Genomic DNA, 21,097 nt, shown 5'->3' with positions numbered 1-21,097 from the left:
TTATTCGATATATTTTGATAAAAAAAAGGTGCCGAAAACAAATTTCCGGCACCGTAAAGATACTTAAATATTTTTTGAAAACTACCCGTAAACCTCTTTCACAAAGTTTTCGTAAGTAACTTCCTTGGTTTTTAAATTGGCTTTTTCTTTATACAGGTTCAACAATTTTTGGCTCATTAATTGCTCTGACAAACGCTTTACCTCGTCTTGGTTGCCCATTACTCTTGCAGCAATATTGTCCAACTCTTCCTCTGCGGGATTTAATTGCCCGTATTGTGCCATTTGTGATTTGATGAAGCCTTTGGCAAATTCCTTTAGCTCATCGAACTGAACTTGAAGGTTGTTCTCTTGTATGATCTTACCTTCTATAAGTTGGTAGCGCAAGCCCTTTTCGGATTTTTCATATTCAGCCTTCGCCTCTTCCTCGGTCAGTGGCTTTTCCCCGGTCATTTGAATCCATTTTCTCAAAAATTCTGACGGTAGGTCAAATTTTACGGTGTCGATAAAATTTTCGGTAACATCGTTCAAAAGCTTTTGATCTGACTGTTGTTCAAATTGCTTTTCGGAATCTTCTTTGATTCTTTCTTTCAGCTCTTTTTCGGATTTTACGTTGTCTTTACCAAAAAGTTTATCGAACAATTCTTGGTCTAGCGGTGCAGGCTCCCTTTCGTTTACTTCTTCAATCGTAAAATCCACTTCTATATTCAGCTTTTCGGCTTTTTCTTTATCAATGCCCAAGGCACTTGGCAAAAGGTAGTCCTCTTTGAAAAGCCCTTTGGTTTTTAAAGAGACCGTATCGCCAGGTTTTTTTCCGACTAGGCTGTCCAAAGCCTTTTTGCTTTTTATTTTACTTAATTCCAAAGTGGTTTTTTGGTCTATTTCTTCAGCTTCGTTCTTAAAGGTTCCTGTAACCTCATCCTTTTTGCCTACTTCCTGCTTGTTCACAAGCTTTCCATATTGTTTTTGCAAGCGTTCTACCTGCTCATCAACCATTTTTTTGTCGGCAATGATTTTGTAATGGGTTATGGCTTTTTTTGATTTTAAGTTCACATCAAAATCTGGAGCAAGCCCAAGCTCAAACTCAAAATCAAAATTTTCTTTGTCCCAATCAAAATTATCCTGTTGTTTGGGAAGCGGGTTTCCGAGCACGTCTAGCTTTTCCTCGGTAAGATATTTATTAAGGTTATCCTGCAACAATTTGTTTACCTCGTCTACCAAGACAGATTTACCGTACTGTTTTTTGATAAGTCCCATGGGTACATGGCCTTTTCTGAACCCAGGTATATTTGCTTGTTTTTTGTAGTCTTTTAGAATGGTATCTACCTTTTCTTGATAGTCATCTTTGGTGATAGCGACCTTTACGACTGCATTTAAATCGTCTATCTGCTCTTTTGTAATATTCATGTACTTTTTGATTTACTTCTATAAAACGGGATGCAAAAGTAATACATTTTGTATAGTGCAACAACTTTTTAAACTGTTGAAGTTCAAAAGGCTAAGTCATTTCTTTTTGTCGTCCTTTAAAACGGAGAAAAATATAGATTGCAGGAATGATAGCAATAGGCTAAAAAGTAACGCCCACCAAAATCCGTTTACGACAAAACCGTCTATGAATTTGTCTGCCAAGAGAATTATAACGGCGTTTATTACCAATAAAAAGAGCCCAAAAGTAATGATGGTCACCGGTAATGTGAGGATAATCAAAATTGGTTTTACCAAAAAATTGAGAAAGCTCAAAACTATTGCCACGATGATTGCGGTGATGTACGTGTCAACACTTACGTTTGGTAGTACCTTGGATAAAATTACAACGGCTATGGCACTTAAAAGAATTCTGAGTGTCAGTTTCATTTATCTTTCGTTTTATGTGTTTAAAAATTGGATGGATTTATCAAAAAACTGTTTGGGATTTTCAGCATGTAGCCAATGCCCGGCTCTGTCAATAGTTTGTATTTCAGCGTTTGGGAAATGCTTTTTGATTTCAGGATAATCCGCTATCACTACATATTCAGATTGTTCGCCTCTTAAAAACAAACAGGGCCCGTTAAAGGTCTCGGTAGCCCCGATATTTTCCCCTATTTCTTCCATGCGCTCACTGAGTACTTCCAAATTGAAACGAAAGGCCAATTGGTTTTTTTCTTTCCAAAAAAGATTTTTCAACAAAAATTGACGAATACCTTGTGCTGTCAAGTGCTGGGACAATTGTAGTTCCGCATCGCTTCGCGATGCTATTGTAGAAAAATCCAATGCGTTCAGCGCATCCAAAATATAATCATGGTGCGGTGGGTAATATTTAGGGGCAATGTCGGCAACTATCAATTTGTTGACCAAATCAGGATGCGTACAGGCAAATTGCATGGCAGTTTTCCCACCCATGGAATGGCCAATGATACCAGCCTTTACAAGGTCGTGATGTTGCATATAGTTCTTAAGGTCTTCGGCCAAAATATCATAATCAAATTCTGTTGACCAAAAACTTTTCCCGTGATTTCTTTGGTCGATCAAGTGTACCTGAAACCCCTTTTCTGCATATTGCCCTCCCAATGTTTTCCAATTATCGGACATGCCTAAAAAGCCATGCAATATGAGCAATGGGGAGCCTTCGCCTATAATTTTGGAGTATAATATTTGCATTATTTTAATTTGTTCAAATACATGTTGACGACATTTTCGAGACCAAGATAAAGTGATTCGCAAATGAGGGCATGGCCTATGGATACTTCCAAGAGATCAGGAACGTTTTCCTTAAAATACTCAATGTTGTCCAAGCTTAAATCATGCCCTGCGTTTATGCCCAAGTTGCACTTATTGGCAGTCTTTGCCGCTTCAATAAAAGGGGCAATACTGTTTTCCTTGTCAAGCGAAAACTGTTGGGCATAGCTTTCGGTGTAGAGTTCAATTCTTTCGGTTCCTGTTTCGGCGGCACCTTCCACCATTTTTATATTGGCATCGGTAAATATGGACGTTCGTATACCGGCATTTTTGAATGTTGCAATTACCTCTTTTAAAAAGTCTTTGTGCGTTAACGTGTCCCAACCGGCATTTGAGGTTATGGCATCAACGGCATCGGGAACCAAAGTGACCTGCGTTGGTTTAATATCCAAAACCAAATCTATAAATTTTGGAACGGGATTACCTTCAATATTAAATTCGGTCGTTACTATGTTTTTAAGTGCTCTGGCATCTTCATATTTAATGTGTCTTTCATCCGGTCTGGGATGTATGGTTATGCCCTGTGCCCCAAATGCCTCAATATCAGTAGCAACTTTTAGCAAATTTGGGACATTGCCGCCCCGGGAATTTCGTAAAGTCGCTATTTTATTGATGTTAACACTTAATTTTGTCATGGTAATACAGGTTTTATCGAAGACAAAAATACAAATTAGGCATGCCTTTTGATATTTTTAATTAGTAATTTGCGTTAGAATATAAAAGTTATGGAAATCCAGACCCATATTATTGATACTATACCTGTTTTTAAAATTGATGACCCTATTTCAAAGGTGGTTCAATTCTTTAAGGATACTACCTTTTGCCATATTGCGGTAATCGAGGACGATATATTTTTGGGCCTGCTCTCCGAAAATGATTTGGAGACCTATGAAATAGATAAAATCGTTGATGATTACAGATATGACCTTGAATCTTTTTTCGTAAGGAAAGACACTTCATGGTTAGATGTTTTGGAGATGTTCGCAAGAAATGAGGCCAACCTTGTACCGGTACTTGATGAGCATCAAAATGTTTTGGGATATTATGATCTGACCGATATCGTAAGCGTATTCATAAGCACTCCTTTCTTTACCGAACCTGGCGGAATATTGGTCGTTTCCAAAGGTGTGAAAGACTATTCCTTTAGTGAGATTGCCCAAATAGTGGAAACCAACAATGCTAAATTGGTGGGTGGTTTCATCACTGCCATGCAAAACGATTTAGTAGAGATAACCATTAAGATTAGCCCCACAAACCTCAACGATGTCGTGCAAACGTTTAGGCGCTATAATTACGAAATCGTCTTTGGTACAAAAGACGATATGTTCTTGGAAGACTTGAAGGAACGTTCCGATTATTTGAATAAATACCTTAATGTCTAGCCGTTATGAAAATCGCCATTTATGGTCAGACGTATCAAGACAACGCATCGGAGTATGTGATAGAGCTGCTAGACGAGTTAAAGGCACTTGATGCTGAGGTTTACATTGAGGAAGATTTTCAAAAAACACTCTCCATATCAAATAAACTGGAATCTTTTTCCACTTTTACCGAGTATAAAGGTTTAGACACTTCTTTTGATATGTTCGTGAGCTTTGGGGGGGATGGTACCATTTTAAGAGCGGTCACCTATGTCAAGGATTTGGGTATTCCGATTGTGGGCGTGAACACGGGGAGGCTGGGATTTTTATCAACGTTCAAAAAAGAAGATGTACGTAAAGTAATCCTTGAATTCGTCTCCGGTGCATATACTATCGTAGAGCGTAGTATGCTCAAAGTCTCTACGGTATCGGACAATGATGAATTCGACGGTTTTAATTTTGCCCTTAATGAGATTACGGTGAGCAGAAAGGATACCACTTCCATGATTACCGTAGAAACCCATCTAGATGATGAATATCTTACTTCTTACTGGGCCGACGGTCTTATTTTATCAACACCAACAGGCTCTACAGGATACTCTTTAAGTTGTGGTGGCCCCGTAATCGTACCAACGGCAAAATCTTTGGTGCTCACCCCGATTGCACCTCACAATCTCAACGCCCGCCCCTTGGTGATTTCGGACGATACGGTAATCCGCCTAAGAGTCTCTGGGCGGGAGGATAACCATTTGGTATCCTTGGATTCTAGAATCGCTACTTTGGAAAACGGTAAAGAAATTATCGTACAAAAAGCAGACTTTGCAATAAAGATGATAGAATACAAATCCGAGAGCTTTTTAAAAACCCTGCGCAATAAGTTATTATGGGGTGAGGACAAGCGTAATTGATGCTTCTTCCGAACAATAAATAGTCCTAAAAGTTGTTTATCCAATGAGAACATAAATATAATTTATCAATATACTAAACTATTGAAATAGTTATATTTGCAAACTTTTAGAAGTAATGAGGATATTTTTTGTTGTCGCCCTTTTGTTTTTTTTTGCTAGTGGTGAGGCCCAAACCTATGAAATAGGAGGGTTTGTAGGAGGTGCCAATAACATAGGCGATATAGGAAGAACAAATTTTATTCTTCCATCCGGTCCTGCTTTTGGTGGATTGTTCAAATGGAATAAAAGTAAACGATATGCGTGGCGTGCCCATGTTATTTATGGTACTTTTACAGCAGATGATTCAAAGTCGGGCTTACCCTCAAGGCAGCAGCGTGGATTTCGTATAAAAAATTCCGTTCTGGAAGCTTCAGCGGGATTGGAATTTAACTTTGTTGAGTATAATTTACATAAATTAGGCCCGGCATTTACGCCATATCTGTATACCGGATTAACCTATTTTAGATATGATTTTAAATATTTTGATGCGGCCCAGTTACAGGAAATACCCGGCAATCAAAGGGACGGCTCTTTCGCCATCCCCATGACTGTTGGCTTTAAGGCTAGAATAAGCCAAGCTTTGATCTTGGGCGGTGAAATAGGGGCTAGATATACATTTACAGACAATCTGGATGCCAGTAATCCGGAAGGTTCAAATTTTGAACAGTTTCGTTTTGGGAACATATTCAGTGATGATTGGTACGTTTTTTCAGGCATTACGCTAACCTATACTTTTGGAAGAAAACCCTGTATGGACTGTTTTGAGTAATAACAATAATGAACACTTTACAAGACTTAAATGACGAAAACCTTCCTGCCCATTTGGCCATAATAATGGACGGTAACGGTAGGTGGGCCAAACAAAAAGGCAGACTACGGGTTTTTGGTCATGAGAACGGTGTAAAAACAGTTCGTGATACGGTAGAGAATTGTGCCAAAATAGGGATACGCTACCTTACCCTATATACCTTTTCGACAGAAAACTGGAAACGCCCTAAATTAGAGGTCGATACTTTGATGAAGCTGTTAGTGTCCTCTCTCAAAAATGAACTCAAGACACTTAATAAGAACAACATACGCCTAAATGCCATTGGTGATATAGAATCTTTGCCACAAAAGGCAAATAGGGAACTAAAAGAGGTCATTTCACAAACGTCTAAAAACGATGGGATGACCTTGACTTTGGCACTGAGCTATGGGTCTCGCGAAGAGCTTAAAAAGGCAGTAAAACAGATAAGTACCAAAGTTAAAAATAATATAATTTCTCCCGAAGATATTGATGAAACCATTATAAATAACCATCTTTACACGCACGATTTACCAGATGTAGATTTACTTATACGAACCAGTGGAGAGCATAGGATAAGTAATTTTCTGCTTTGGCAGATTGCCTATGCCGAATTATATTTTATTGATGTACTTTGGCCCGATTTTAGTGAGCATCATTTGATTGAAGCCATTACAAATTACCAAAACCGAGAACGAAGATTTGGAAAAACTAGCGAACAACTCAATTGACCGTATGAAGGGCTTTATCTCCCTATCATTCTCAACCACTTTTTTATTACTCCTTTTTACTTCAACGATAACGGCCCAAGAAATTTCTTATGACCAAGGTGAAAAGTATATCCTGGGGGGGCTTGAGGTTACCGGACTTCAAAGTTATAACGAGCAAACCGTAAAAACATACACCGGTCTTAGGGTGGGGCAACCAATTACGGTTCCAGGAGAGCAAATAAGTGCCGTTATAAAAAAGCTATGGGGGTTAGAGCTTTTTAGCGATATCAAAATGTACACGACCAATATAAAGGGTAATCAAATATTCTTGGAACTCTATATTCAAGAGCGGCCCACCTTGTCCAATGTAACCGTATATGGCGTAAAGAAGAGAAAAGTAGAGTCCATTATTGATGATACAGACCTTAAAAAAGGAAAAAAGATTACCGAGAGCCTTATTGCCAACACGAAAAACTACCTTCAGAACAAATACAAAAAACAAGGTTTTCTAAACACTAAAGTTACTATTGCCACTGCCAAGGACACTTCTGCCACCAATGCCCAAAATATGGTAATCAACATTAAAAAGGGCGAGAAGGTAAAGATCAGCAATATTGATTTTGAAGGTAACGAGCAACTCTCGGACAAGAAACTAAGCAAAGCGTTAAAAAAGACAAAAAAGAAAAAATTCTACCGTTTCTGGAAAAAGTCCAAATACATACCCGCCGATTATAAGGAAGACCTCAAATCCTTGATAGAAAAATATGCTGAAAACGGATTTCGGGATGCCCGTATCCTCTCCGATACTTTGATAAAGGTAGATGAGAACAATATCGATTTGAAGATTAAAGTAGAAGAGGGAAACAAATACTACTTTGGCGATATAGACTTTGTGGGCAATACGGTATATACCGATAGGCAATTGGCACGTGCCTTGGGAATAAAAAAGGGGGCAACGTACAATGGTACGCTCTTACGGGAAAGAATCGCGGACGATTCCAAACCGGATCCACAAGACCTTATCAGTCTGTATCAAAATTTCGGTTACCTGTTCTCAAGTATCAATCCTGTTGAGGTTTCTGCCGAAAACGATACCATTAATTTTGAAATACGTATTATCGAGGGTAAAGAGACTTTCTTGGACCATGTAACCGTATCAGGTAATGATAAGACCAATGACCATGTTATTTTTAGGGAACTGCGTACTAGGCCGGGACAAAAATATAGCAAGGCAGATATTATACGTAGTATTCGTGAATTGGGGCAATTGGGCTTCTTTGATGCGGAGAACGTAAAACCTGATATTATCAACCCCAATCCGAACACGGGAACCGTTGATATCAATTATGATTTGGTTGAAGCTGGTTCCAGTCAAATAGAACTGCAAGGTGGTTATGGCGGCGGTGGCTTTATTGGGACGCTGGGATTATCGTTTAGTAACTTTTCGATACAAAATCTTTTCAAGGGCGAGGCGTATAAGCCGGTTCCTATGGGAGATGGTCAAACCTTTGCTTTACGTGTACAGGCGAGTAGGACCTTTAGGGTATATAGCCTTAATTTTTCCGAACCTTGGTTGGGCGGGGTCAAGCCGGTACGTTTCAATATGTCGCTTTCCCGAACACAGCAATTTGGTGTGACCAGGGACAATCGCGGAAGGTTCGAACCTAACAGAGACCAACAATTCTCGATTACCGGTGTCACGGTAGGTTTGGCCAAACGTGTACAATGGCCAGATGATTTTTTTACCGTATCTCATTCCTTGGGCTATCAATTATATGATTTTAAGAATTATAACACAGGGCTTTTTAACTTTGGTAATGGTAAATCAAACGCATTTACCTATACTTTTGGTCTGTCAAGAAATGCAACGGGTGGTGGTAGAATTTTCCCTAGAAGCGGTTCAAACTTTGAAATTACCGCAAAGGTCACCCCACCGTATTCTTTGATAAGTGGTAAGGATTTTAAAGGCATACGTGATGAAAGTGAAGAATTGACGTCACAGATACGAGAACTTCCTCAAAATGACCCATCCATTGGGGCGTTGAACGATAGGCTTGAAGAGCTTGAAGAGGAACGTTTTAAATGGTTGGAGTATTACAAGGTAAAATTCAAGGGAGATTGGTATACTACTTTATTAGGTAGTGCCGACAAATCGTTGGTGCTACGTACCAATGCTGAATTTGGATTCTTGGGCAACTATAACAGTGATATCGGGGACGTACCTTTTGAGCGTTTTTTTGTTGGTGGCGATGGTCTTGGGAATTTTACTTTAGACGGTCGGGATATCATACAACTACGTGGATATCAAAATCAAGCATTGACCCCTGTTAATCCTTTGACAGGGCAACAGGACGGTGGCTTGGTTTACAATAAATTTTCTTTGGAACTTAGGTATCCCCTAACCTTAAAACCGTCGGCATCAATATATATGTTGGCATTTTTAGAAGGTGGTAACGCATTCAACAATTTTAACGATTTTAATCCGTTTGAGATAAAGAGATCGGCTGGAGCAGGTATACGTATTTTTATGCCGGCATTTGGTCTATTGGGAATAGATTTTGGATACGGATTTGATCCTGATAATATATCGGGGCAACCGGGACCTCATGGTTGGGAAACCCATTTCATTATCGGGCAACAGTTTTAATGCACAATGCTTTTTTGTATTCTTCAATAGGTAATATGCTCATTTTAATATAATTACTATTTTTGGCACGATATTTTCTATGTTAAAATCGAGAATAATGAAACTAACGAAATCAAAAGCTCTTTTAATCCTTGGTTTATTTTTAGCAAGCGTGTGCACATTTGCACAACGAAGCATTCGTATGGCCTATGTAGATATGGAGTATATCTTGGAGAATGTTGAGGAGTATCGCGATGCAAGCGCCCAACTGGAGACCAAGGTGCAAAAATGGAAAGTCGAGGTAGAGCAAAAGCAAAGTGTTGTTGAGCAGATGAAGAAAGATTTGATGGCCGAACGGGTTTTGTTGACCGATGAGCTCATTGCAGAAAGGGAAGAGGAAATACAGATATTGGAAAAAGAGATGTTCGACTACCAACAAGATCGTTTTGGGCCACAAGGTGATTTTGTATTGCAAAAACAACGGTTGATACAGCCCATACAAGACCAAGTCTTTAATGAAGTACAAAAAATAGGGGCCAATAAAAAGTATGATTTTATTTTTGATAAATCGGCAGATGTTGTAATGTTGTACTCCCAAAAAAGACATGATATCAGTGACTTGGTGCTAAGGGGAATAGCACGTACCCGAAAGGTGAGCGCCCCCAAGAAAAAGGCAAGTGCCAAGCGTAAATTTGAAGAACTTGAAGGAGAGCCGGTAGAAGAAGAAATTAGTGATGCGCTCAAAGAAAGACAAAGCCAGGCCAAGCAAGCGGAAGAAGCAAGGGCGAAAACAGCTGAGGAACGTAGGGCAGAGCAGCTAAAACTACGTGAAGAACGCAAAAAAGCATATGAGGCCCGAAGAAAAAAGCTGTTGGAAGAGCGAGAGGCCAAGAAAAAAGCCAAACAAGAAGAACGAAAAAAAGAAACGGAAAAAGATACCGTAAACTAGAAAATAACAAATCTTAAAATTAACACTCAAAATTCAATTAAAATTTAACTCATGAAACAATTCAAAAAAATTGCAGTAGCTTTAATGGTATTTATGGCAGCTACCAGTTTTGTTAACGCTCAAAGCAAAGTGGCCCATATTAATGTGCAGGAACTATTGTCGGCCATGCCTGAAATGAAAGCAGCTGAAGCAGAACTCAAAAAATTACAGGAAACCTATAGGGCCGATATTGAAGGTTCCTTAAAGGAATATCAAAACAAGGTTACCCAGTACAAGAACGAAGCGGCTTCAAAATCTGATGAGGAAAACGTAAAGAGAGGTCAAGAGCTACAGGGTATTGAGCAAAATATAGGAGCGGCACAGCAAACGGCACAGCAAGAGCTGCAGAAAAAACAAGCTGAGCTTTTTGCCCCTATTTCCGACAAGGCCAAGGCAGCTATTGAAAAAGTAGCGGCAGCCCAAGGGTATGATTATGTAATGGATGCTACACAAGGTGGCGGACTAATCGTTGCTAAAGGTAAAGATTTATTGGCCGATGTTAAAAAAGAACTAGGCTTCTAAAAATATTCAACATAGAAAAACAAAAGCCACGCTATGCGTGGCTTTTGTTGTCTATAGACTTTACACAAATATATAGATTCCGTACCGTGGATATATTTTTTTGTGATTCTTTAAGACGCTGTTGTCATTTCTAAAGAGCGAAGTAGAGAACTCACTTTGAGCATGTAATATCAGACGACCTCTCGACTGTGCTCGAGGTGACAAACCTATATGATTCGTTAACAAGATTCAGAAATAATTTTGTGTTTGGATAAACGATATTTACAAAGAAGAAAAAATATTGTTCAAATAATCTTATTTTTAGTTTTGTTAGATGATATGATAATGAATACAAACCCCATAGGTATTTTTGATTCGGGTATCGGCGGTACTTCCATATGGAGGGAAATCAGCCTTTTGATGCCCAATGAAAACTGTATGTATCTGGCCGATAGCAAAAACGCCCCGTACGGTGATAAATCTGTTGAGGAAATTGTGGAACTCAGTATCAAGAATACAGAGCTTTTATTGAACAAGGGTTGTAAAATTATTGTAGTTGCCTGCAATACAGCCACTACAAACGCCATAACATATCTTCGCGATAATTACAATGTACCATTTATAGGGATAGAACCGGCTATAAAACCGGCTGCTTTACAATCCGAAACAAAATCTGTTGGGGTTTTGGCGACTAAGGGTACATTGGCCAGTAGCCTGTTTCACAGTACCACTGCCAATCACTCGGAAGGCATTACGGTTCATATTCAGGAAGGCTTGGGTTTGGTGCCCTTGATAGAATCGGGTGAGATTTCCTCCGATAAGACAACAGAGCTTCTCGAGAAGTTCTTAAAACCTATGTTGGAACAAAACATAGATGCCTTGGTTTTGGGGTGTACCCATTATCCGTATCTTATACCTATATTGAAAAATATTATTCCTTCATATATTAAAATCATAGATTCCGGATTGGCAGTGGCCAAACAGACAAAAGCGATATTGGAAAAAAAAGGGATGATAAGCACAACGACCGCACTGGGAAAACATCAATTTTATACAAATATCAATACTACTGTGCTTGAGTCTTTTTTACAAACCGACGCCTCAAACTGTGCTGTCGAGTACATGGATTTTTGACTCATTTTTTAACATACGTGACATAAGTGAACGCATACTTGTGTTTTTCGTCTTTTGGATGAGATTCTTCGTTGACTATTTTCCATACATCCGTATCTATTTCCGGAAAAAAAGCATCGGCCTCAAAAGAGTGGTGTACACGGGTCAATTCGATTTTATCAGCATATGACATTCCCAATGCATAAATTTCACCTCCTCCGATAATATAGGATAGTTCATCATGTTCTACCAACTTAAGGGCATCTTCCAATGAATGAACAATTATACAATCAGAAAAGTCGGTGGTATACGAAGTATCCCTTGTGATAATGATATGGATTCTATTGGGCAAAGGTTTGGGAAAGCTCTCAAAGGTCTTTCTGCCCATAATTATTTTATGGCCCGTGGTCAAGTTTTTAAATCGCTTAAAATCATCGGGCAAGTGCCATAGTAAATCATTGTCTTTGCCCAATGCATTGTTCTCGCTTGCGGCGGCTATCATGGTAATCGTATGCACTATCTTTAGTTTTAAATAAAATTGTTATTTGGTTGAATCGCAAAAAACAAGCCAATTATGGTTTGTGGTTTTAATCATCGTTTTTTTTGTTTATGCTAGCCAAGGGAAAATCGGTCTCGATTTCCTTTTGTAATTCCGATATTCGTTTTTTTTGTTTCAACACTAATTTTTCACGTTGATTTCTTTCCCAGTCCTTCCCCATGAATTTTTGGGTCACAAAAACATTAAAAGCGTGTATTAAAAACAAAAAGGCCCATGTGGTAATACCCCAAACAAACCAATCATAGGTCTCCCCATACTTGAGTATTTTATTGATGATGATCAAAAAAACACTGCCTATAAGAAAAATGACAAAGTGCGAAAACAGGCGTTTTTTCTGTTTGATGCGTTTTTGGGCATTTTCCAGTAGCTCGTGCTGTTCAACATCAATATGTATTTCATTTTTGTCCTTTGAAAACATGCGAATACCTATATTTACTATCAAAGATAAGTCAATTCCAATATAAGATTTTACCTAGAATGAAAAACCTGCGAAACGGATTTCCAGCCCTAAATACTTCAATTTATGCGAATACGGCAGCTTACGGACTCTTAAACGAGGATTTGCTGGCATGGCGGCGAGGGCATGATCAAGATTATTTGATTGGTGGTGGAGCCATGAAAATGGAAGCAATGGCAAATTTGATTCCTGAGACACGAAAAACCGTGGCGCATTTTTTTAATTGCAAGGTCCAAAATGTATCACTGGTGCCCAATTTTTCCTTAGCATTCAACCTGCTCTTGGAAGGGTTGAACAAAAACAGTTCCGTAGCACTGCTCAATGGGGATTATCCATCTGTAAATTGGCCGTTTGCGCAAAGAGGACATAGAATACATCATGTAGCTATCGACGAAAACTTGGAGCATAATATTTATGAATGTGTCAAAAAAGAAAAGATTCATGTGCTAGCCCTGAGTTTGGTGCAATGGCTGAATGGTATACGAATTGATCTTGATTTTCTTAAAACCCTAAAGAAGGACTTCCCCGATTTGCTGATTATGGCAGATGGCACACAGTTCTGCGGTACGGTTGATTTTGATTTTGAAGATTCTGCCATAGATGTTCTGGGCGCTAGTGCCTATAAGTGGTTGTTGGCCGGGTTCGGAAACGGTTTTATGCTCTTCAAAGATCACGTACAGGAAATTTTAGTGCCCCAAACTATAGGTTTTAATGCAGCCAATGGTGATTTGAAAGGAAAACACGATATTAGATTTGCCAAATATTTTGAACCCGGACATTTGGACACGCTCAATTTTGGAAGTCTTAATTTCTCCTTGAATTTTTTGAATTCAATTGGGATGCATAAAATTGAAAATCAGAATAATCTGCTTTCAAAAAAAGGTATTGATAGTTTTTCCAGTCTATCCATCTTAGAGGGTAGTGTAGTTAAAAGGCAAAAGCATAGTACCATATTCAACGTGAAAGGCGACGATGCTGTTTACAAATCGCTTTGCGATAATAATGTTGTATGCTCGGAAAGAGGTGGCGGGATAAGGCTTAGCTTTCACTTTTATAATACTGAAAGTGAAATCGATAGGATTACAGAAATCTTGGAAACGCTCAGGTAAACTTTCTTGATTGCAAAAAAGACACCCCCTTTTTTATTAAACCAATTCTTTTGTGAACCGTATTTTATTAAAATCATAATTCTTCGTTAACCAATTGTGTATTAGCGGTTTTATGTATTGTTTTGTACCATAATAATAAAATAAAAATCATGGCTATCGCTAAACAATATTTAAAGACCAAACCGGTATGCAAGGTTACTTTTACAGTGACTGCAGAGGAAGCAAAAAAAGTTGCCGTAGTAGGGGATTTCAACGATTGGAACCCAAAAAAGAGCACTTTAAAAAAATTAAAGAACGGAAGCTTTAAAGGTACTTTTGACTTACCAAAGGAGCAAACCTATGAATTCAAGTACATCGTAGATGGTACTTATGTTAACGAAACTGAAGCTGACCGTTACCAATGGAACGATTATGCCGGTTCTGAAAACGCAGTATTGGAATTGTAATTTTAAAGCTAATGGTCACTATTGGGCTAATCCTCAATAGTGACCCCTTTCCAAAAAGCGATCTTTCCCTTTATGCTTTTGGCAAGTTCGCTAACCTCAGGGTAATACCAGGCCGCATCAATATTTTCCTCACCGTTTACCACTAATGTGTAGTACGAGGCCACACCTTTCCAAGGACAGGTTGTATGCGTGTCACTTTTTTTATAAAATTCTTTTTTGATGCTGTCCGCAGGAAAATAATGATTGTTTTCAATCACTACGGTATCATCGCTTTCCGCTATTACAGTATTGTTCCAGATTGCTTTCATAAATATTTAGTTTATTCGTTTTATGTGGATTTTTTTAGTTTTTCCCAAAAGAATCCAAAATTTTACTATGCTTTTTTGAATACGTAGTTTTTATATTGCTGTTGTGTATCGCTAAATTCGGTTTTGATTTTTAGCCCAGACTTTTTGGCCAACCATGCGACCACATCGTCATCATATTTTTGTGAAATTTCGGTATGTATGGTTTCCCAAGCCTTAAAGTGTACTTTTAAAGCTATTTTTTTAATGTTTACCAATTGTTCTTTTTTAGAGACCAGATAACTTTTGGCCGTTCCCGTTTCAGGGTCATACACCTCCCAGTGCAAAAAGTCATTTAGATTAAAATCGCCTTCCAGTTCAGTATTGATACGGGCCAGGACATTTTTATTGAATGCTTCTGTGATTCCCGATGTATCGTTATAGGCATCCAATATGGTCTGCGGATTCTTTTTTTGGTCAAAACCCATAAAAAGCAAATCATCTTGGTGCATTAATTGTTGAACGCTTTGTAAAAAATCAATGGCTTGTGGGTGTAGCAGATTTCCGATATTGGACCCCAAAAATAAGATTACTTTTTTTGTGCCGTTTAGTTCATGAATTCGTTCCAAGGTCTCAAAGTAAGTCCCTTGCATGGTTTTAATATCAATTTTGGGCAATTCTTTTTTTATGGATGCGTCTAATTGGCTTAGGGCGTTTTGGCTAATATCAATGGGGAGATATTTAAAATCGATAGCGTTATCGGACAGATGTTTTAATAAAATCTTGGTTTTTTTCCCGTCACCCGCACCAAGTTCTATCAGATTGAAGGGTGTCCCATCTTCCGAAAATAACCGACTTATTTCGTCTTTGTGATTTTCCAGAATTGAAAATTCACAGTCGGTCAAATAATATTCTGACATGGCCATAATATCCTGAAACAGTTTATCCCCTTTTTTGTCGTAAAAATATTTTGAGGATAAGTGCTTTGGAAAATCGGTAAGACCCTGGTAAACATCCTTTTCAAATTCAGATGTAAATGTAGGGTAAGCTGTATTTTGCATGTGATATGTGTCGTGATTATTTGGCCAACCGCAATCCGGTGTATTGCCATCTTAAATTGGTCTGAAAAAAGTTTCGATACGTAGCTCGTGTGTGTTTTATGGGCGTTGCCACTGAACCACCGCGAAGTACTTTTTGGTTTACCATAAACTTACCGTTGTACTCACCTAGGGCCCCATCGGCTTTTTTGTAGTTGGGGTAGGGTAGGTATGCACTTTCCGTCCATTCCCAGCGTTGGCCCCACGGGAAAAATTGTTGAGCAGTTTCCCATTCGAACTCGGTGGGCAGTCTACAACCTTTCCATTGGGCAAAGGCAAAGGCTTCAAAATAGGAAATATGGGTTGCGGGCGTGTTTGGGTCAATTTTTTGCAATCCGTTTAGGGTATAATGATGCCATTCCCCATCAATTTTATGCCAATATAACGGAGCGGTGATATTGTTTTGGGTTACCCAATCCCAGCCTTCGGCATGCCATAGATTAAATTTTTGGTATCCATTATCGTTGATAAAATCTATAAATTCTTGATTGGTGACCAGTGTGTTGGAGATTTCATAGGAATGTAAAAATACTTTGTGTCGGCCCAGTTCATTGTCGTAACAAAAACTATCGGAGTCGTGCCCAATTTCATAAATGCCTTCATCTACACTGATCCACTCTTGCTGATGGCTAAAGGGTAGATGTTCCTTAATAGTTTCGGAGTAGTTCGGGAGCAATGGGTTGTTGCCCAAAATATATTTGATATCGGTCAGTAATAATTCTTGGTGCTGTTTTTCATGATGAATCCCGATTTCCAATAGATTGTTTAGTTCTTGGTTTTGGTCTTTTCCGAATAAATTTTTCATCGCATTGGTGACATATGTACGGTATGCATACACTTTTTCAACGGATGGTCTGGACATATTTCCACGATCGGAACGTACAACACGTTCCCCTACGGTTTCATAATAACTATTGAAAACATAGGAGAAATCTTCATTAAAAACGGTATATCCTTTCGCATGTGGTCTTAAAATAAATTCCTCAAAAAACCACGTGGTATGGCCAAGATGCCATTTGGGCGGGGAGACATCGACTATAGGCTGTACCACATAATCCTCAATGGCTAAAGGCCGGCAAATAGTTTCGGTATGCTCTCGGGTTTCCAAAAAGAAATCCAAAAGGGAATCGGTCAAGATCATTATAGGAATTTTTCTTTAAAGATAAAGAAAATACTGCGGTTACGATTGACTTAAAAAAGCACAATATGTGCGTTAAACCGCTACAACCCCTTTTATATGTGGATGTGGATTATAACCCACCAATGTGAAATCCTCAAAAGTAAAGTCAAAAATTTCTTTTACCTCTGGATTAATGACCATTTTGGGTAGTGCTCTAGGTTCTCGGCTTAATTGTAGCTCAACCTGTTCCATATGGTTATCATAAATGTGGGCATCACCAAAAGTATGAATAAAATCTCCTGCTTCGTAACCGCATACCTGAGCCATCATCATCGTAAACAGTGCATAAGAAGCTATATTGAAAGGAACGCCTAAAAAGATATCGGCACTGCGCTGGTAGAGTTGGCAGGATAGTTTGCCATCGGCAACATAAAACTGGAAAAAGGCGTGACACGGCGGTAGGGCCGCTTTACCGTTGGCCACATTTTCAGAAAAAGATTTAGACGTATCGGGCAGTACACTCGGGTTCCATGCCGAAACCAGCATACGTCTGCTGTTAGGATTGTTTTTAAGGGAGCGAACAACTTCTTTTATCTGGTCTATTTCATCATTGTTCCAGTTGCGCCATTGGTGGCCGTAAACCGGTCCCAAGTCTCCATTTTCATCGGCCCATTCGTTCCAAATCCGTACTCCGTTTTCTTGAAGATACGTAATATTGGTATCTCCTTTTAAAAACCATAAAAGTTCGTATACGATGGATTTTAAATGCAGTTTTTTGGTGGTAACCATGGGAAACCCCTCTGAAAGGTCAAATCTCATTTGGTATCCAAAAACACTTTTGGTGCCGGTTCCCGTACGGTCTCCTTTTTCATTGCCGTTTTCTAGGACATATTTTAATAAGTCGTGGTATTGTTTCATAGCCCCTAACCCCCAAAGGGGAAATTATTTGGTGTTCAAAATTGATTTCTAAAAATAGGTATAAAGTTTTTTTTGGTCAGGTTAATAGGTCAACACTTATCAATAATTATCAACGAATTCAAAAGAACTCCCTCTTTGGCGAGTAGGCCTGTGCTGAGCGCGACCGGAGTGGGGTTTTACCCCAAAATCATTCCGGCGATGGTAGCTGAAAGCAAAGAGGCCAAAGAACCGCCTAGTACTGCTTTTAGGCCAAATTCCGATAGTATTTTACGTTGTCCTGGGGCTAGAGAGCCTATTCCGCCGATTTGTATGCCTATGGATGCAAAATTGGCAAAACCACATAACATATACGTGGCCATAATGATAGATTTGTTGTATGTGAGATGAGTTGCAGAAGCCATATTTTTTAATTCGGCCAATTGTATATATCCAATGAATTCACTTGCGGCCAGTTTAATGCCCAAAAGCTGTCCCATAAGCATTATATCCTCTTTGGCCACCCCGATCAACCACATCAAAGGAGCGAAAATGGTACCGAGAATCGCTTCCAACGAAAATTTTGGATAACTGGTATTATCGGCTAGCCATTGGTTCAATGTGGTAATATCGCCCGTCCACTCCAAAATACCGTTTATCATGGCAATAAAGGCCACGAACACGAGTAGCATGGCGCCCACGTTAACTGCTAGTTTTAGGCCTTCGGTAGTACCGTTGGCTATAGCGTCCAGAATATTTGCCCCAATCTTTTCAGTAGATACCACAACATCGGTATTTACTTCTTCGGTTTGTGGATACAAAATCTTGGAAATTACAATTGCACCTGGTGCCGCCATTACAGAAGCTGCCAGTAGGTGTTTGGCGAAAACCAACCGCAATGCTTCATCATCGCCTCCCAAAAATCCGATATAGGCTGCCAAGACCGCCCCGGCTACCGTAGCCATACCACCGATCATAACCAGTAGGATTTCTGATTTGTTCATTTTTTCCAAATAGGCTTTTATCAACAAAGGTGCTTCGGTCTGTCCTAAAAAAATATTTCCGGCAACACTTAAACTTTCTGCACCCGATATGCCTAAAGATTTGGTCAAAAGCCAGGCTAGGGCCTTCACCACTTTTTGGATGATGCCCAAATAAAAAAGTACCGATGTCAAAGCGGAAAAAAATATGATGGTCGGTAATACTTGAAAGGCAAAAATAAACCCAAACGTATCCATATCAACGACCAATCCTTCGAACAAAAATTTACTTCCTGCCCTGGTAAAATCGAGTATGCTGACAAAAATTTTGCCTATTCTATCAAAAATAGCTTGGACAAAAGGGACTTTAAGAACCCCTATAGCTATTAAAAGCTGGATCCCAAGACCTATACCTACGGTTTTCCAGTTTATGGCTTTTCGGTTTGCGCTGCATAAAAAAGAAATTAATATAAGTACCGCCATACCCAAAATACCTCTCCATAAACTATGCATTGAAAAGCCTTCGTTGGGTACGGTAAGGGCAACTGCTTTAGCACTTTGTTCAATAGTAGCTATATCATTGATTGTGGTAGCTTCTATAGTAGGTTCAATAGTTTCAACGGGTTTGGTTTCTTGGGAAAAACCATTATATGAAATGGAAAAAAGGCATAATAGAATCCAAAGGCGGATGTTCATAGATGTGAATTGGTCGTTAATTGCGTTTGGAAATCTCGTCCCTGAGTTTAGCGGCCTTTTCATAATCTTCATTGGCGACCGCACGGTCCAGTTCTTGGTTGAGTTCCTCCAAGGTAAGTTCGTTATAGCCATCCGATGCGCCTGTGTCAATTTCAACCGTTTCTCCTTCTTGCAGGATTTCGTCGACCATGATACTATCGTCACCATCTTCTTTTTCTTTCTCTTTGGAAGAGAATTTTAAAAAAATACCGGCTTTGTCCAATATTGTTTTGTAAGTAAAGATGGGTGCACTAAAACGAAGAGCCAAGGCGATTGCATCACTGGTACGGGCATCGATGATTTCCTCGATTTTATCCCTTTCACATATGATACTGGAATAAAAAACGCCGTCAACCAATTTATGTATTATCACTTGCTTTACAACGATATCAAAACGATCCGCAAAATTTTTGAACAGATCATGGGTCAGTGGTCTGGGCGGTTTTATTTCTTTTTCTAAGGCAATGGCGATGCTTTGAGCCTCAAAAGCACCTATGACGATGGGCAATTTACGGTCACCCTCAACTTCATTCAATATTAGGGCATACGCGCCATTTTGGGTTTGGCTATACGATATTCCCTTTATTTTCAAACGGACTAAACTCATACTGTCTTATAAAATCAGAAAAGGCTGTTCAAACAAATGGCAGCACCAATAATTTGAACAGCCCTTATGGGGCACAAATTAACAAAAATTAAGCGTTTTGCGCCTTTAATTCCTTTAATTTTTCTATGAGTTGCGGTACAACTTCAAAGGCATCGCCGACTATGCCATAGTCCGCCGCTTTAAAGAAAGGGGCTTCTGCATCTGTATTGATGACTACCTTGGTTTTGGAAGAGCTGACTCCTGCCAAGTGTTGAATGGCCCCTGAAATTCCTATGGCGATATATAAATTGCTGGCAACAGGTTTTCCCGTTTGGCCAACATGTTCCCCATGAGGTCTCCACCCTAAATCCGAAACCGGTTTTGAGCAAGCGGTAGCGGCACCGAGAACATCGGCAAGTTCTTCTACCATTCCCCAATTTTCAGGACCTTTTAGACCTCTACCCCCGGATACAACGATATCGGCATCGGCGATAGTTGCTTTACCGACAACCTTATCTATTTCTACGGATTTTGTAGAAAAATCGGAATCGCTTATCGATGCGTTGAAATCTTCAACCGCGACATCAACCTTGTTTTCATGAACCCCGAAAGCGTTGTTGGAAACTCCAATGATCTTCATATCGGACTTAATTTCCGTATGGGCGAAACCCTTATTACTGAATGCAGTTCGTTTTACGGTAAAGGGGCTGGCGTTTTCAGGTGCTGCAACTACATTGGGCACATAACCAGCCTTTAATTTGGCCGTTACTATGGGAGCCATAAATTTAGTATCGGTACTGGAACTTACGATCAAAATTTTTCCTCCTTCTTTCTCTACAGCTTGCGAAATAGTATTGGCATATGCCTTTGCATTGAATATTTTAAGACTTTCGTCCGAAACGTTCAATGCTTTGGTAACACCGTAATTGCCCAATTCGTCTACGTCTGATGCGTTAATGGCTATGGCCGTTACCGAGGTGCCCATTTGTTTGGCGACTTCACTTGCATAGGAAGCCACTTCAAAAGCATTCTTTTTTAATTTTCCGTTTTCAGATTCCGTGTATACTATAACTGACATAATTTCT

Annotated in this window: 23 protein-coding genes; 10 read left to right on the top strand and 13 right to left on the bottom strand. The window is 39.3% G+C overall.

The window, feature by feature from the left end:
* Positions 1 to 81: 81 nt before the first annotated feature.
* The 4 genes from tig to HYG79_RS03730 all read right to left on the bottom strand — a co-directional run bounded on the left by tig (position 82) and on the right by HYG79_RS03730 (position 3,347).
* Entirely contained in the window at positions 82 to 1,404 is a 1,323-nt protein-coding gene (gene tig, locus HYG79_RS03745) for a trigger factor (protein ID WP_179240829.1), read from the bottom strand.
* A 96-nt stretch (positions 1,405 to 1,500) separates the two neighbouring features.
* Positions 1,501 to 1,851: a phage holin family protein gene (locus HYG79_RS03740; protein WP_179240828.1), complete on the bottom strand. Its 351-nt coding sequence runs from the start codon at positions 1,849 to 1,851 to the stop codon at positions 1,501 to 1,503.
* Positions 1,852 to 1,863: 12 nt separating this feature from the next.
* Entirely contained in the window at positions 1,864 to 2,634 is a 771-nt protein-coding gene (locus tag HYG79_RS03735) for an alpha/beta fold hydrolase (protein ID WP_179240827.1), read from the bottom strand.
* Entirely contained in the window at positions 2,634 to 3,347 is a 714-nt protein-coding gene (locus HYG79_RS03730) for a pyridoxine 5'-phosphate synthase (RefSeq protein ID WP_179240826.1), read from the bottom strand. Before HYG79_RS03730 ends, HYG79_RS03735 begins: the two co-directional genes overlap by 1 nt.
* A gap of 90 nt (positions 3,348 to 3,437) precedes the next feature.
* On the opposite strand from HYG79_RS03730, the gene HYG79_RS03725 reads away from it, so the two are divergent.
* The 8 genes from HYG79_RS03725 to murI all read left to right on the top strand — a co-directional run bounded on the left by HYG79_RS03725 (position 3,438) and on the right by murI (position 11,766).
* On the top strand, positions 3,438 to 4,094 hold the full coding sequence (locus HYG79_RS03725) for a CBS domain-containing protein (protein WP_179240825.1): 657 nt from the start codon (positions 3,438 to 3,440) through the stop codon (positions 4,092 to 4,094).
* A gap of 5 nt (positions 4,095 to 4,099) precedes the next feature.
* Entirely contained in the window at positions 4,100 to 4,981 is an 882-nt protein-coding gene (locus HYG79_RS03720) for an NAD kinase (RefSeq protein WP_179240824.1), read from the top strand.
* Between the two features lie 115 nt (positions 4,982 to 5,096).
* Positions 5,097 to 5,789 carry a type IX secretion system protein PorG gene (gene porG, locus HYG79_RS03715; RefSeq protein WP_179240823.1) on the top strand — a complete coding sequence of 231 codons (693 nt, stop codon included), beginning with the start codon at positions 5,097 to 5,099 and terminating at the stop codon, positions 5,787 to 5,789.
* A gap of 8 nt (positions 5,790 to 5,797) precedes the next feature.
* On the top strand, positions 5,798 to 6,538 hold the full coding sequence (locus HYG79_RS03710) for an isoprenyl transferase (RefSeq protein ID WP_179240822.1): 741 nt from the start codon (positions 5,798 to 5,800) through the stop codon (positions 6,536 to 6,538).
* Positions 6,539 to 6,542: 4 nt separating this feature from the next.
* Complete coding sequence (locus tag HYG79_RS03705; protein ID WP_179243473.1) at positions 6,543 to 9,164, top strand: BamA/OMP85 family outer membrane protein; 2,622 nt, start codon at positions 6,543 to 6,545, stop codon at positions 9,162 to 9,164.
* Positions 9,165 to 9,261: 97 nt separating this feature from the next.
* A complete protein-coding gene (locus tag HYG79_RS03700) occupies positions 9,262 to 10,092 on the top strand; it encodes an OmpH family outer membrane protein (protein ID WP_179240821.1) in 831 nt (276 codons plus the stop codon).
* 51 nt (positions 10,093 to 10,143) lie between these two features.
* Entirely contained in the window at positions 10,144 to 10,653 is a 510-nt protein-coding gene (locus HYG79_RS03695) for an OmpH family outer membrane protein (RefSeq protein WP_179240820.1), read from the top strand.
* Between the two features lie 324 nt (positions 10,654 to 10,977).
* Positions 10,978 to 11,766, top strand: a complete 789-nt coding sequence (murI, locus tag HYG79_RS03690; protein WP_179240819.1) for a glutamate racemase — start codon at positions 10,978 to 10,980, stop codon at positions 11,764 to 11,766.
* A 1-nt stretch (position 11,767) separates the two neighbouring features.
* Here the strand turns inward: murI and HYG79_RS03685 are convergent, their stop codons facing one another.
* Both HYG79_RS03685 and HYG79_RS03680 read right to left on the bottom strand, forming a co-directional pair.
* Positions 11,768 to 12,247, bottom strand: coding sequence for a dihydrofolate reductase (locus HYG79_RS03685; protein WP_179243472.1), 480 nt, complete (start codon positions 12,245 to 12,247; stop codon positions 11,768 to 11,770).
* An 85-nt stretch (positions 12,248 to 12,332) separates the two neighbouring features.
* The gene (locus tag HYG79_RS03680) at positions 12,333 to 12,722 is read right to left on the bottom strand and encodes a 2TM domain-containing protein (RefSeq protein ID WP_179240818.1); all 390 of its coding nucleotides are present in this window, start codon (positions 12,720 to 12,722) and stop codon (positions 12,333 to 12,335) included.
* Positions 12,723 to 12,781: 59 nt separating this feature from the next.
* Here HYG79_RS03680 and HYG79_RS03675 point away from each other — a divergent pair, with 59 nt between their 5' ends.
* Positions 12,782 to 13,870 carry an aminotransferase class V-fold PLP-dependent enzyme gene (locus HYG79_RS03675; RefSeq protein WP_179240817.1) on the top strand — a complete coding sequence of 363 codons (1,089 nt, stop codon included), beginning with the start codon at positions 12,782 to 12,784 and terminating at the stop codon, positions 13,868 to 13,870.
* 149 nt (positions 13,871 to 14,019) lie between these two features.
* The gene (locus HYG79_RS03670) at positions 14,020 to 14,316 is read left to right on the top strand and encodes an isoamylase early set domain-containing protein (RefSeq protein WP_179240816.1); all 297 of its coding nucleotides are present in this window, start codon (positions 14,020 to 14,022) and stop codon (positions 14,314 to 14,316) included.
* A 26-nt stretch (positions 14,317 to 14,342) separates the two neighbouring features.
* On the opposite strand, the gene HYG79_RS03665 is transcribed toward HYG79_RS03670, so the two are convergent.
* The 7 genes from HYG79_RS03665 to HYG79_RS03635 all read right to left on the bottom strand — a co-directional run bounded on the left by HYG79_RS03665 (position 14,343) and on the right by HYG79_RS03635 (position 21,090).
* Positions 14,343 to 14,624 (bottom strand): DUF427 domain-containing protein, encoded by a 282-nt coding sequence (locus HYG79_RS03665; protein ID WP_179240815.1) that lies wholly within the window; start codon positions 14,622 to 14,624, stop codon positions 14,343 to 14,345.
* Between the two features lie 65 nt (positions 14,625 to 14,689).
* A complete protein-coding gene (gene egtD, locus HYG79_RS03660) occupies positions 14,690 to 15,661 on the bottom strand; it encodes an L-histidine N(alpha)-methyltransferase (protein WP_179240814.1) in 972 nt (323 codons plus the stop codon).
* A gap of 16 nt (positions 15,662 to 15,677) precedes the next feature.
* Entirely contained in the window at positions 15,678 to 16,838 is a 1,161-nt protein-coding gene (egtB, locus tag HYG79_RS03655) for an ergothioneine biosynthesis protein EgtB (protein WP_179240813.1), read from the bottom strand.
* A 72-nt stretch (positions 16,839 to 16,910) separates the two neighbouring features.
* A complete protein-coding gene (locus HYG79_RS03650; RefSeq protein ID WP_179240812.1) occupies positions 16,911 to 17,735 on the bottom strand; it encodes a thymidylate synthase in 825 nt (274 codons plus the stop codon).
* A gap of 176 nt (positions 17,736 to 17,911) precedes the next feature.
* Positions 17,912 to 19,387, bottom strand: coding sequence for a NupC/NupG family nucleoside CNT transporter (locus HYG79_RS03645; protein WP_179240811.1), 1,476 nt, complete (start codon positions 19,385 to 19,387; stop codon positions 17,912 to 17,914).
* 16 nt (positions 19,388 to 19,403) lie between these two features.
* Complete coding sequence (locus HYG79_RS03640; RefSeq protein WP_179240810.1) at positions 19,404 to 20,033, bottom strand: bifunctional nuclease family protein; 630 nt, start codon at positions 20,031 to 20,033, stop codon at positions 19,404 to 19,406.
* Between the two features lie 88 nt (positions 20,034 to 20,121).
* Positions 20,122 to 21,090 (bottom strand): electron transfer flavoprotein subunit alpha/FixB family protein, encoded by a 969-nt coding sequence (locus HYG79_RS03635; protein ID WP_179240809.1) that lies wholly within the window; start codon positions 21,088 to 21,090, stop codon positions 20,122 to 20,124.
* Between the last annotated feature and the right edge of the window lie 7 nt (positions 21,091 to 21,097).

It is taken from the genome of Costertonia aggregata, from assembly GCF_013402795.1.
Classification (GTDB): Bacteria; Bacteroidota; Bacteroidia; order Flavobacteriales; family Flavobacteriaceae; genus Costertonia; species Costertonia aggregata.
The sequence above is the reverse complement of the archived record's forward strand: the minus strand, read 5'-3'. Positions and strand labels throughout refer to the sequence as shown.